General features: G+C 47.4%; 14 protein-coding genes. 13 read left to right on the top strand and 1 reads right to left on the bottom strand.

All coding sequences use genetic code 11. The features are described 5' to 3' along the window. Window positions 1–2: 2 nt before the first annotated feature. Complete coding sequence (locus ACKWCA_RS13095) at window positions 3–848, bottom strand: phytanoyl-CoA dioxygenase family protein (protein ID WP_413978657.1); 846 nt, start codon at window positions 846–848, stop codon at window positions 3–5. Here ACKWCA_RS13095 and ACKWCA_RS13090 point away from each other — a divergent pair. The 13 genes from ACKWCA_RS13090 (at window position 840) to ACKWCA_RS13030 (ending at window position 13,170) form a co-directional block, all read left to right on the top strand. Beyond that, a complete protein-coding gene (locus tag ACKWCA_RS13090) occupies window positions 840–1,751 on the top strand; it encodes a sugar phosphate isomerase/epimerase family protein (protein WP_413978656.1) in 912 nt (303 codons plus the stop codon). The genes ACKWCA_RS13095 and ACKWCA_RS13090 overlap by 9 nt on opposite strands. Window position 1,752: 1 nt before the next feature. Continuing rightward, the gene (locus ACKWCA_RS13085; RefSeq protein ID WP_413978655.1) at window positions 1,753–2,625 is read left to right on the top strand and encodes a 3-keto-disaccharide hydrolase; all 873 of its coding nucleotides are present in this window, start codon (window positions 1,753–1,755) and stop codon (window positions 2,623–2,625) included. Between the two features lie 16 nt (window positions 2,626–2,641). Next, window positions 2,642–3,004 (top strand): cupin domain-containing protein, encoded by a 363-nt coding sequence (locus ACKWCA_RS13080; RefSeq protein ID WP_413978654.1) that lies wholly within the window; start codon window positions 2,642–2,644, stop codon window positions 3,002–3,004. Window positions 3,005–3,171: 167 nt separating this feature from the next. Next, entirely contained in the window at window positions 3,172–4,839 is a 1,668-nt protein-coding gene (locus ACKWCA_RS13075; protein ID WP_413978653.1) for a tetratricopeptide repeat protein, read from the top strand. A 41-nt stretch (window positions 4,840–4,880) separates the two neighbouring features. Then, window positions 4,881–5,642 carry an SDR family NAD(P)-dependent oxidoreductase gene (locus ACKWCA_RS13070; protein ID WP_413978652.1) on the top strand — a complete coding sequence of 254 codons (762 nt, stop codon included), beginning with the start codon at window positions 4,881–4,883 and terminating at the stop codon, window positions 5,640–5,642. 86 nt (window positions 5,643–5,728) lie between these two features. Then, the gene (locus ACKWCA_RS13065; RefSeq protein WP_413978651.1) at window positions 5,729–6,289 is read left to right on the top strand and encodes a DUF4251 domain-containing protein; all 561 of its coding nucleotides are present in this window, start codon (window positions 5,729–5,731) and stop codon (window positions 6,287–6,289) included. 214 nt (window positions 6,290–6,503) lie between these two features. Continuing rightward, on the top strand, window positions 6,504–7,694 hold the full coding sequence (locus ACKWCA_RS13060; protein ID WP_413978650.1) for a C45 family peptidase: 1,191 nt from the start codon (window positions 6,504–6,506) through the stop codon (window positions 7,692–7,694). Continuing rightward, window positions 7,691–8,488 (top strand): helix-turn-helix domain-containing protein, encoded by a 798-nt coding sequence (locus ACKWCA_RS13055; protein ID WP_413978649.1) that lies wholly within the window; start codon window positions 7,691–7,693, stop codon window positions 8,486–8,488. Before ACKWCA_RS13060 ends, ACKWCA_RS13055 begins: the two co-directional genes overlap by 4 nt. Window positions 8,489–8,634: 146 nt before the next feature. After that, window positions 8,635–9,216 (top strand): GIN domain-containing protein, encoded by a 582-nt coding sequence (locus ACKWCA_RS13050; protein WP_413978648.1) that lies wholly within the window; start codon window positions 8,635–8,637, stop codon window positions 9,214–9,216. 58 nt (window positions 9,217–9,274) lie between these two features. Beyond that, window positions 9,275–9,967, top strand: coding sequence for a protein-L-isoaspartate(D-aspartate) O-methyltransferase (locus tag ACKWCA_RS13045; RefSeq protein WP_413978647.1), 693 nt, complete (start codon window positions 9,275–9,277; stop codon window positions 9,965–9,967). Between the two features lie 128 nt (window positions 9,968–10,095). After that, window positions 10,096–11,217 carry a hypothetical protein gene (locus ACKWCA_RS13040; protein ID WP_413978646.1) on the top strand — a complete coding sequence of 374 codons (1,122 nt, stop codon included), beginning with the start codon at window positions 10,096–10,098 and terminating at the stop codon, window positions 11,215–11,217. Beyond that, complete coding sequence (locus ACKWCA_RS13035) at window positions 11,208–12,311, top strand: hypothetical protein (RefSeq protein ID WP_413978645.1); 1,104 nt, start codon at window positions 11,208–11,210, stop codon at window positions 12,309–12,311. The genes ACKWCA_RS13040 and ACKWCA_RS13035 overlap by 10 nt, the downstream gene beginning before the upstream one ends. A 61-nt stretch (window positions 12,312–12,372) precedes the next feature. Continuing rightward, window positions 12,373–13,170, top strand: coding sequence for an MBL fold metallo-hydrolase (locus tag ACKWCA_RS13030; protein ID WP_413978644.1), 798 nt, complete (start codon window positions 12,373–12,375; stop codon window positions 13,168–13,170). Window positions 13,171–13,261: the final 91 nt, after the last annotated feature.

The raw sequence follows: 13,261 nt of genomic DNA, 5'->3' as shown, positions 1-13,261 counted from the left end.
GACTACAAAACGTCCAGTATTCGTTGCGCGTCCTGACCGATCCTTTTTTTGGTCGCTTCCGTAATATACCTGCGTTGATCCAACTGTTGCGGCTGATCGGTCGCACAGAAATAACTGTGGATACTTCTTCTTTGATTTTGGGTGTGGTTGATCGTACCACCATGCCATACATGCGAATTGAACACGAATACGGACCCTGCCGGCGCAAGGATCTTGATTTCTTTAGGATGCGCCTCAAGGGGATCTGGCATGACATCTTCAGGCAAAGCGCTTGATTTATGTGTGCCCGGAACAATACGCGTGGCTCCATTGTTTTCGACAAAATCATCGAGGAGCCAAATGGTATTGCAAACCTTATATCCGCCAATGGGAACCGTGTTGCCATAATCGACATGCAGTTTTTGCAACCCTTGTCCAGGTTTTGACGCACGGTAGTTCAGGGAAGATAACTTATAGGCTTCACCAAGTACCGCTTGTATGGCGGACAACACTTTGGGGTGGGTATAGAACCGATCGAAGATTGCGCCCTTATTGACCAGATCGGCCAGGCGATCGGCACCATTTTCCTTGGGGTGGCGTATGTATTTGGAATCGAACAATTCCGAACCGGCCTGCGCTCCCTCTTGTAGGATCAGTTCATCGATGCGTTGATTGACCTCGGCCACTTCCGAAGGAGATAATAAGGGACCAAGGCCCACATATCCGTCACGATCCAATTGTTCTATTTCCGTTGCAGAGAGCATAGCCATAAAATTTAAGTTCACGAACTTCATCCAGTTCCCTAACAAGATATGAAAATCGGTTATATTTGAAAGCACCAATACGGTAACACAGTACTTATGAAGCATGACAAATGCAATACCCGCAGGGATTTCATCAAAAAAACTGGGCTAGTAACCGCGGCTTCCATGATTTCGATACCCCACTTTTCGTTCACCGATTCGTTCAAGTTCAAAATGGGGTTGCAACTGTTTACCATCCGTGATGCGATGGAGAAGGATCCTGTCGCCACGTTAAAGACGGTGGCCCGCTTGGGATATCAAGATTTGGAAACCTATGGTTATGATGGCGAGAACGATAAATACTATGGCCAGAGCACGTCGGATTTTAAGAAGCTACTGGAAGACCTTCAATTGACCGCAACCAGCGGCCACTATAATTTTTCGGATTATTTCATGGCTTCGGAAGATGAACTCCGCCGTTTTGTGGACCAATGCATCGTCGGTGCAAAAGGCCTCGATAAAAGCTATATTACTTGGCCTTGGTTGGCACCGGAATATCGGACTATTGAAAATTTTAAAATCCTAGCCGATAAATTGAACCGCATCGGGGAACAGGTCACTCAAGCCGGATTGGGATTTGCATATCACAACCACGATTTCGAGTTTACCGACCACCATGGCGAAATGGGGTACGATAGCATTCTCTATAATACCGATCCCGAACTGGTGAAACTGCAAATGGATATGTATTGGGTAGTGCATTCGTCCAAATTTAGTCCCAAAGAGTTTATCACGAATCACCCCGGTCGTTTTGTGATGTGGCATATCAAGGATATGGATAAGGTTACCCGTGATTATTCAGAGCTAGGGAACGGATCTATTGATTATGTAAAGATGCTGTCGGAAATCGATACCGATGCCCTGGAATTCTACTATTTGGAACAAGGAGGCAATTTCGCGCAGAATTCCATGCAGAGCATTACAGATAGTGCCGCCTACTTCAAGAAACATTTGCAACGTTATTTGTGATATGAACGGGATACTAAAAAATGTAAGGCTGAATTGCCTAGTCGGACTTCTACTGATCGTATCTTGTCAGGAAGTCAAGCAGCAACATGACGATACGGAAACCTGGATCAGTCTGTTCGATGGGACCAATTATCAAGATTGGACCCCGAAGTTCAAAGGATCCGAATTAGGGGTGAACTATAAGGATCGATTTGTCTATAAGGATAGTTTGCTTAGTGTTCGGTATACGGAACAGGATACGTTTCACGGGAACTTCGGACACTTATACTACAAGCAGAAGTTTTCGCACTATAAACTGCGTGCTACCTATCGATTTCGGGGTGAGCAAATGACAAACGGACCCGCATGGGCCGTTCGCAATAATGGATTGATGTTGCATTGCCAAGAACCGTCCACGGTAGGACTAGATCAAGATTTTCCCATTTCGTTGGAACTGCAATTATTGGGCGGAAATGGTACCGATCTACGTACGACAGCTAATCTGTGTACCCCGGGCACCAATGTGGTCATGGGTGATACCTTATTTACGCCCCACTGTATCGGTTCCACTTCTAAAACGTATCATGGCGACCAATGGGTTACGGTAGAGGCCCTTGTTCTGGGAGACTCGCTAGTGCAACATATCATGGAAGACGAAGTCGTCTTGCAATTTTCGTCCCCGACCATTGGTGGTGGTGCCATAGCAGGGTATACTGAAAAAGCATACCAAGAAGGGAAACCGTTAAAAGAGGGGTATATTTCAATTCAGGCCGAGACACATCCTATCGATTTTAAATCCATTGAAGTACTGGATCTTTGTGGCTGTATGGATAAAGAAGCAAAGAACTACAAGTCTTATTATGTCAAGGCCGATACTACCAAATGTGACTATTAAAACATAACACGATACCATGGAAGTACATAAAATACATTGGGATGACGTGCCGGTAGAGCAGGTCACCCCGAAAATGCAGCGGAAACTAGTCTATGGGAAAAAGGTCATGGTCGCACGAATGAAGTTCAAAGATGGTTTTTTGGTTCCCCTGCACGAGCACGAGAACGAGCAGATCACCAGTGTCATTTCAGGAACCATTCGTTTTTGGTTCGGTGCGGAAAAGGAGCAGACCTTTGATCTGAATGCGGGAGAGGTGGTGGTCATTCCCCCACATATGCCCCATGAGGCCCTGATGATCGGAGATGTAGAGGAAATCGATACCTGGGCCCCGATTCGTGAGGATTGGCTGGATGGCACTGATCATTATCTTAGAAAATAACCTGGCCACGCTTCAGTAATTCTTCAGTACCCTATTATTTCAGACTGAATGGGTAGTTTGTAACATTCCAGCAGGCGGATACGACGATTGGGTACTTTTTATAGTTCATCTATGGTGTCAAATGCCATCTTTGTGATCATTATGAATCCACCGAAAAAATAACCATTATGAAATTCACTTCCGCTTACCTCAAAACACTTTTGATCGCTCTATTTTTTTTAGGGATGTCCTCCAAAACTTGGGCACAAGACACCTTATCGACCAGCGATTGGCAAGTAGACCTCCGGTTTCTTCAAAAAACCGTTCATACGTCATATCCCTTTTTGTTCAAAAAGGTAACCGCCAAGAAGTTTGATGCGGAGGTAGAAAAATTTTACGAGGAAATTCCCGATCTAGAAGCTCATGAAATCAAGGTGGGCATGGCCCGTATGGTGTCACTGTTTGCCTATGGGCATACCCAAATTCCGTTTAGTACGATTGCCAAAGAGGCCGTACTTCCCGTAAACCTGTACCATTTTAAAGAAGGTGTCTTTGTTGAGGGGGTACGTAAAGGCGACGAAAAAGCCTTGGGCGCCAAAGTACTTCAAGTCGCAGGAACTGCGGTCACAGAAGCCCTGAAAGCCGTTCGCCCTGTCGTACCAGTAGAAAACGATCAGTACTTCAAGGCCTATGGGCTGCGATTTCTGACCGTGCCTTCCGTCTTACATGCCCAAGGGGTCATTGCTGATATTTCCGACAGCATCACCCTGACCCTTGAAAAAGAAGGTGTCGTTTTCGACCACACCTTTACAGCGGTTCCCTTATCCGAACTATCCCGTGACTATTGCTTGACGATACCCAATGAAACGTGGATCAGCGTACGTCCGCAAGACGAAACTCCCTTATATCTCAAACAGTTAAACGAGAAATTCTATTTTTTCGAGTTCCTTCCCGAGTCAAAGACCTTATATGTTCGGCAAAGTTCCGTTTTCAATGATGACAAGGAATCGTTACAGGACTTCTACACCCGCCTATTCGAATTTATCGATACCAATGCAGTCGAAAAGTTGGTGTACGATGTACGGCTGAACGGTGGCGGTAATAATTTTAACAACAAGCCGTTCATCAAAGGGATTATGGCGCGACCGAAAATCAATACCCGAGGAAAATTCTTCTATATTATCGGCCGCAATACCTTTTCGGCCTGCCAAAACCTGACCAATGAAATCGAAAACTATACCGAAGCCATCATTGTTGGGGAACCCACGTCAGAGAACAAGAACTTTTATGGGGATGCGAGAAGAGTGACGCTTCCCAACTCAGGAATCAACGCCTATTTGTCACACGCATGGTGGCAAGATTTTGCGCCATGGGATACCAGTGACTGGACCTTGCCCCATATTGCCGTTGAAATGGGTTTTGCCGATTATATCGCTAATGAAGACCCGGTTTTGGAAGCCGCCCTGAACTATACCGAAACAGGATTCATTCTCGATCCCCTTGATCATTTGACCCAGTTGTTCGTCGCCGGGAAATTTGAGCAATTGCGGAGCGACGGAAAAAGAATCGCCCAAGATCCAGCCTATAAGTATTATGATTTCAAGGAAGAGTTCAGCACCGCCGGGTACCGGCTCTTGCAAGGCGGGAATGTCGAAGGCGGGTTGTTCGTTCTAGAACTGATTACCGAGTATTATCCTGATTCGGTAGGGGCCCTGTTCAATCTTGCTACCGCACAGGAACAGGCGAAACAAGTGGACAAGGCCAAAGAAAGTTACAAGAAGCTACTGGCTTTGGACTCCAATAGCCCTATGGTGCAAGCGGCACGTAACAATCTTGAAAATTTGGAGAAGCAATAGCGGGGTAGTGCTATAAATTCGTATTTTTCCAAGGCAGAAAGATGACCAAGATAGCACTTGCACATACCACGATTTTACTCACTGGGGCCTCAGATGGAATAGGAAAGGGGCTTGCCCACTACCTATTGAAAATGGGTGCGAAGGTGGCGGTGCATTACAATAGCAATAAGGCCTCGGCCGAAGCGTTGGTGGCCGAGTATCCCGATACGTCCATGGCCTTTCAGGCCGACCTTTCCGATACAGAAGCGGTATGTGCGCTATTTGCGGCGGTAGCGGACCATTTTGGAACGATCGATACCGTTATCCTCAATGCCGGGGTATTTCTAAAGCACTCTTCGGAAGGCAGTACGGAGGATTGGTTCACCATCTGGAAAAAAACCCTTTCGATCAATCTGGATGCTGTAGGACTTTTGACCAAACTGGGTCTGGACCATTTTCGAGAACGGGGAGGAGGCCGTTTTATTTATATTGGAAGCAGGGCCGTGTTTCGGGGTGAAACCGAAGAATACTTGGCCTATGCCGCTTCAAAGGGTGGCTTAACCTCCTTGGCCCGAAGCGTCGCACGTTCCTTTGGAAAACAAAATATTAAATCCTTTATCGTTTCCCCAGGGTTTACCCGCACCCAAATGGCGGAACAGTTTATCGCCACCTACGGGGAAGAACGGGTACTCAATGAAATCGCCTTAAACGAACTGACCCGTCCCGAAGATCTAGCGCCCCTAGTGGCGTTGATGTGTAGTGGCGGAATGGATCATGCCACAGGGGCAACAATTGATGTGAATGCCGGAAGTCACATCCGATAGGCTTTTTTTGTAACTTTAAGGAAATGATCAGGTCTTTTGGCATAAGTATTGCTGCCTATTTAGCGTTGATCTAAAGGGAAAAAATTATGCGAATCAGGGAAATTTCAATCGGACTACTACTATGTGTTTTTTTCATCGGATGTTCATCCTCCAAAAAGGCCGTTGTGGCCAACCCTGCTTTGGATGCCCTGATCAGCGAACAGTCTTTCAAATTCGAGGTGAAAACCGTGGAACCCCAAGTGACTACGGCCCTCCAGCAAATCGCCAATAGTGGTCTTATTCCGCCAGGAAACACCATTGGAAATATCAATGTCGCCGGAGCGGGATATTTTCTGAGTATGGAAGGAGACCAGGTCAAAGCCAATATGCCCTACTATGGGGAACGGCAAATGGGTGGCGGATATGATAGCGATTCCGGAATCGAATTTGAAGGCACGGCAAAGGATCTCAAGATCGAAAAGGATGAGCTCAAGCAACGGTATACCATTAGCTTCACGGTTAATGGTTCTGACGAAAACTATTTTGTAACGATTACTACCAGCGCCAATATGAATGCAGAGGTGTGGGTGCGCAGTTCGCATCGAAATCGCATCCGATATAATGGCGCAGTAGCCGAGCTATCTTCCGAAAAGTTGGCGTCTCGTTAAGACGTCGCACAAGAATTCTACTACGCTGCGAAACCCTTTCGCTTTCTGATTTTAGTCTTCCGTAATCAATTTCACTTCCTTAGATAGTTATAAAACTCTCTTAGCCCCTGCAAAAAGGGAAATGGCGGGTGAATGACGGGTGAAGTACGACCCAATTTCTTGGGTGCCTACATGGGATATGGGATATTGCGCTTGAATCTAAAATCTATATATCATGTCAAGCAAAACTTTTTACCCCGCAACCATTTTTCGTTATGCCCTATCTTTCTTGATCAGCCTACTCAGCGTCCCGAATTTTGTAGACGCTTGCACTACGGTCAGCGCCGTCGCAGCAAACGGACACGTTTGGACGGCCAATAATGAGGACGGTCCTTTCGGGGTAGCCAATTTTATCAACGTTTTCCCCCGTTCGGGAACGGATCGATACGGCTACTATACGCTATCTTATCTATCCCCTCGATACGGTCAAGGCGGGTCCATACAGGGCGGTATGAACGAGGCCGGGTTAAGCTTTGATTTCAATCAGATTCCCTTTGTCCAAGAATTTGACCCGGACAGCAGAGCGGCCTATCCCGGAGGTAACGCCGCTATTTTGCCCCATATTCTGGGCACCATGGCATCCGTGGAGGAGGTCATTGCCTTTTTCGATGCCTATTGGTTCGTGGATGGTTTTCGGGAAGCCCAAATGCACGTATCGGACAAAAGCGGCAGGTTCGCGATTATTAGCGCATCAGGTAGTCGATTGATGGAAAAGGGCCAGCCTTTGGTCTCCACTAATTTCGATATTGCGGGTAATGCCGATGGAACCTCTTGTTGGAGATATCCTATTGCCACTGAACAGCTCGCTACAAAGGTTATCGGTCTTTCCACCATGGAATTGATCTGTAGGGAAACGGCACAGAAGAACGGTGCAACCATGTACTCGAATATCCACAACCTAACAACGGGCGATATTTGGTTCTTTTCAAAGCATGACCCTGAAAAGCTGATACATACGAATCTTACCGAAATGCTGGCCAAGGGGAAAAAATCGTATACGTTCAACGACCTGGAATCACTCGTAACATATCGCCCAGAACACCGGTGGAAGACTCCGGCACCCATAGCGTTTTCCCAAAGTGAGGTACAGGATCATTTGGGGAGCTATTCGCATTCCTATTTGGGTCCTATTCAGATTGCGCCTACCGATGAGGGCATCGAAGTATCGTTTGTTGACGGAACCAATGAGGTGCTCTATCCAATCGCAAAAAATCGATTTTCCCATCGTGATTTTGACTTTTGTATTACATTTGAAACGGATGGGGTATCGGGCCGACCGAAGATAAGCCTCTATGAAAACGGGTATTGGTCCTTTTCCGTTGCGAAATCCGATGTTGCCCAACAACCAGACGATTCCAAAAAATGAAGCAGCCCGAACTCGGACAGAAAATATCAGCACTGCGAAAGTCCAAAGGACTTACACAAGAAGAATTGGTAGATCGCTGCAACATTAGTGTCCGTACCATACAGCGTATAGAAACGGGGGAGGTCAATCCAAGGAGCTATACCGTCAAGACCATTCTAGAAGCCCTCGAATCGGACTTTAATACCTTGCGGGAGGATTATGGTTTTTCAAAACGCCTTTTGCGCTCCTTGCAATGGGCATGGATCGCGGGAATACTCTATTTCATTCTAGGGTTTCCCGAGGGTATCATGGACTTTACAAGGTTTATTGAAAGTTCGGGAATACCGGAATCCGTAGTTTCCGACTTTCTGCCCGTGGTCGATAATGGTCCCTATGCCTACTTGACGGTCAAGGTACTGGCAGTGCTATCCTATCTGTTCTTTATGCAAGGGTTCGTATCGATTGGCGCTAACTTCAGTGATTCGTTTCTATCCGGTGTATCCAAGATACTAATGGCGCTGATGGGGGCTATTGCTCTGTATGATATCTTTTCGCTGTTCTATCCGACAATTGACAGTATTTTAATTCAGATTGCCGTTTCCATAGTCCTTGGAGCCCTGAGCGTACTTTTCGGAATTGCACTCCTAAAACTTCGGGCGAGAGCGGGTACGATTGGCCTCATTGCCGGAATTTTGGAAATCGTGACCGGTGTCCTGTTCCTTTTGTTGGTGCCCATAGCATTGGCTATTCGTATGTTGGCCGGCTTGTTGGAAATCATTATCGTCTATCAATTTTCAAAAACGATGTCGGAATAACTTGGTATCACTTCTGGCCATGTACGAGGGTCGTTGGCTTCAAGAAACTTTCAATTTTTGAAAAAAATCCACTTTTCCCGTAACATTTGCCGACCGCGTCGCGTCTACTACCTATACGACGTATTCATCATTCAAAAAAATCAATCATGAAAAAAGTTACACTTGTCTGCGCCCTAGTTCTTATGGCCGCCGTTTCCGCCTTTGCCCAACACCGCGAAACCCTTAATTTGGGGGATTTTGACCGCGTAAAACTAGATGGTAACATTCGCCTCTATATCGAAGAAGATCGAGAGGCAGAGGTCATCGTTGAAGCCCGAAAAAGCCGCTATTTTGACGATTACCGTATGGAAGTCCGCAATGGGGTACTCTATATCAAATATAGGTCCCATGACTTTGGCAGCACCCCAAAGCTCAAGGTGTACCTTACACACCCTGAATTGAAAGGGATCGATATGGATGGCTTTATCTACCTGAATTCAAACAACACCATCACCAGCGAAAGTTTGGCCATCAAAGGGGACGGATTTATTCGTGGTACCGTGGCCGTTGATGTACAATCGCTGAAAGTGGGCTTGGATGGCTTTTGTTTTATGAGTTTTGAGGGAAAAGCGACAAAATCGGACCTTCGTCTTGACGGAATGGGACGTATCAATGCTAAAGACCTCGACTCTCAGGTGCTACACAAATCGGCCGATGGATTAGCGGGAATCCCGACCCGCCACCATTAGGGATAGGGTCGGTTCAAGGCCCCTAAGAGGTTACCCGGTATTTTGTTACTTTTAAGGTATGAGGGTCCGCAACACACTACTAGTTTTGTTGATCTGCGGCACTGGCTTCGCCCAGGGGGAGTATACCGCCCAACGCCGGAGTATGGTCAAAACGCAGCTTCAGAATAGGGACATAGCAGATGAAGCGACACTACGCGCACTATTGAATGTGCCACGGCACGAATTCGTTCCGTTGGCCCAAAAACCCTACTCCTATTGGGATCGGCCTTTGCCAATAGGTGAGGGGCAGACCATCTCACAACCCTATATCGTGGCCTTTATGACCCAGGCCTTGAAATTGAAAACGTCCCATCGGGTCCTGGAGGTGGGCACAGGTTCGGGCTATCAGGCAGCGGTTTTGGCGAAGATCGTCGATTCTGTTTATACCGTTGAGATCGTGGAGGCATTGGCCCGTACCGCAACAAAACGTTTGCAACGGCTAGGGTATGACAATGTCATCGTCAAGTCTGGAGACGGATATCACGGCTGGACCGAAAAAGGCCCCTTCGATGCCATTATGGTCACCGCTGGTGCGGATAGCATTCCAGAACCGCTAGTGGCGCAGCTCAAAATCGGGGGACGGATGATCATTCCCGTAGGGCCACACAACGGGATACGCCAATTGGTACTGCTCATCAAAAAGAAAAACAAACTGATCAAAAAGAATCTGATGGCCGTTCGGTTCGTACCGTTTACACGCTCCGAAGACTAGGGGTGGTCACGCTATGTTATCTCCAATTCGTTTTTATAACACGTTAAAATTGAGTTAATTGGCGTAGGATCAAACAGGATTCATTCCAGAATTCAATATTTTCAAGGGTAACTAATGACACCTAGAAAATGAAAAAACTGATATTGGCGTGCTTCTTATGCGCCCTTGTAGCCGTGATGATGTCCAATAGGGACGCTACCCAACCGGAATCCGATTTAACTGCTGATTTTATAATCGGGAATCCTGAAATCGCTTCCATCGATCAAATGAGTTTTGGTCCCGATGGAATTCTGTTCTTGGGCGATTCAAAAAACGCAGCGGTCTATGCCGTTGACACAAAGGATATACAATCGAATACCGAAGGGGAGGAGCTGCGCATCGAAGGATTCGATACCAAAGTTGCGGCCGCGTTAGGCACCACGGCCGATCAGATCAGCATCAAGGAGATGGTGGTCAATCCTATTTCCAAAAAAATCTACTTTGGGGTGCAGACAGCCGATGGTAGTCCCGTTTTGCTTCGCATCAAAGGGGAGGGGTTCGAGCATGTTCCGCTGAAAGAGGTGAGCTATTCCAAAATCGACTTGGCAGATCCGATAGCCGTTGATGCCAAGGACAAAAGAGATCGCCCGTTACGGACATGGGCCATTTCAGAATTGAAGTATCACAAAGGCAAGGTATTGGTATCCGGATTGTCGAACAAAGAATTCGGTTCCACCTTTAGAAGTATTCCTTTTCCCTTTGTGGATAGTCAAGACTATGCCTCGCTTGAAATCTGGCATGCCGCGCATGGGGCCTATGAAACCCATGCCCCCATCAAGACCTTTGATATCATTCAACTCGATAAGGTAGATCATTTGATGGCGAGCTATACCTGTACGCCCTTGGTGCTCTTTCCCCTGGAGACCCTAAAAAATGGAGAACATACCAAAGGTCGCACCGTAGCCGAGCTCGGGGCCGGTAACTCCCCATTGGATATGATTTCCTATGAAAAAGAGGGGCAGACCTATTTCTTGATGTCCAATAGCAATCGGCCGGTGATGCGTATTAAATACGACGATATCGCCAGTTTCAAGGAGACCATGACCGAACCCGTACCCGTATTCGCGGAAACCGAGGGGGTTCCGTATGATAATTTGCCTTTTCCTTACGTGCTGCAAATGGATAAGCTGGATGCTACAAATGTGGTCTATCTGCAACGGGCTTCGGATGGAGATCTCGTATTGCGTACACGTACCACAAAATGGATGTAGGTTTTACAAACCCTATTCCCAAAAAGATCAAGTATGGCTTGGTCTTTTTTTGTGGCCTACTGTGTATCGGCTGTGGTAGGGAAGGGGTGGTCACCATCAAACAGGTCGACTATGAGCATGCGAAAGCCGTAGGGGTTACGTTCGATACGGCCATGGATGTCGAACAGCTACGGGTCTTTGTGGGGGCCGAATCCCAGACGTCGGTCATTGGGGTGATTGTCAGTGAGGGACACCGACATCGTTTTACACCCGTGGTTCCCTTTACATCGGGACAGACCTATACGCTACGCCAACAAGATACGGTGGTGCTGGCTTCCTTTTCGATTCTCGAAGTGCAAGGTATTCCCCCCGCAGAAGTATTGGCCATTTATCCACAGGTGGATACCGTACCCGAGAATTTGCTAAAGGTCTATTTGGAATTCAACCGGCCGATGCAGCGCTTGGAAAACGCTCTGGACCACATTACAGTGACCGATGCGACCGATGGAACCGTTGTGCAGCCCTTTTTGCGTCTGGAATCGGAACTCTGGAATGCAGAGGGCACGCTTTTGACCCTGTGGTTGGACCCAGGCCGTATCAAGACCGATCTGATTCCCAATCGTGAACTGGGGCTACCTTTAGTATCGGGGAAACGCTATCGATTGGAAATCGATTCCAGTTGGAAATCCCAAGACGGGATGGCCTTACAACAACGCTATTCCAAAATCTGGGTGGTAGGCCAACGGGATGATCAGCGACCCGCGCTTAGAAATTGGACCTTGGAATGGAAAGAAGCCACCGGGAAAGCGCCCCTGACTATTGATTTTGGCGAGCCCATGGATGCCTTTTTGGGGGTAGAGACCCTGCGGTTTTTTGATGATTTGGGGCGGGTCAACGGAAAGCTGGAATTCGTAGGACAACAGCAACAGCAGCTGCGTTTTACGCCCGAACGGGAGTGGCAAGGACCAGAAATCAAGATTCAGGTAGAAAACCGTCTGGAAGATTTGTCCGGTAATAATCTAGCGCGCCTTTTCGACCGCCCGATAGCCGAAGACTCGGAAGCGGAGCCCGATACGGGCAAGTCGCAAACCCTAAGGATCCGACGAAAGGAGTAGGGCCCGCTGTGCCAATATTCCCCTTGGTTCCGTATCTTGGAAACCAATTCGAAAAGTTACCATGAAAATAGAGAGCACACGGTTAAGGATGACCCTTTGGTGTTGGGTACTGTGTAGTAGCCTATCCGTTGTGAGGGCCCAAGAGGCCGAATCAAAGGTGGAGATCAGTTATATCGCCCATGCCAGTTTTACGATCGAGTATCAAGAGACGCGGATTCTACTGGATCCCTATGCAGACAAGATTTGGTTGGGCTATGATTTCCCAAAGGGGGTGACGGCCGATGCGATATTCAGCACACATCCGCATTATGATCATGACGGGGGACTTTTTCGTGGAAAGACACCTTATTGGAAAGACCATATTCCTTTTTACCAAGACCCGGGCACCTATACGATAGGGGATTTTAACATCACGGGCCTGACGGGCAAGCATTGTGATCCCTATGGCAAGGAATTCGATCAAAAGAACACGATTTGGAAGATCCAAGTCGAGGAGCTGACCATCGTGCATTTGGGCGATAATGGCCCCCTGACGGAACAACACTATCAGGAATTGGGACCCGTGGACATCCTTATGGTCGCGATTGATAGTCAATACCATATTCTCAAGAAGGAGGAATTGGCGGTGGTTTTGGAGCGTATCGCCCCAAAGGTGATCATTCCGATGCATTACCGTATTCCCGAATTGGAGGAGCATGCCGACAAACCCGAAGATTTGGGGGAAATCGGAGCGTGGCTGGAGGGGAAGCCCAATGTACTGCGCTTGCCCGATAACACCCATAGTTTTGGGCCAAAGCGGTCCAAAAAAGAACCCCAACAAATCGTGGTTTTTGCCCATGATCCGCGTATAACGCCTTAAATCACCCAACTTTTTAGCGTAAGCCCAGTAGAAATGTTAAAGTGCTCACAAACTTGAGGCTACAAGGGGCTTAGAACTTTTCTAAATAAAC

Origin of the sequence: Maribacter corallii (genome assembly GCF_047345415.1) — a bacterium.
GTDB lineage: Bacteria > Bacteroidota > Bacteroidia > Flavobacteriales > Flavobacteriaceae > Maribacter_C.
Note: the sequence above shows the minus strand (reverse complement) of the source record. Positions and strands in the feature narration are given on the sequence as shown.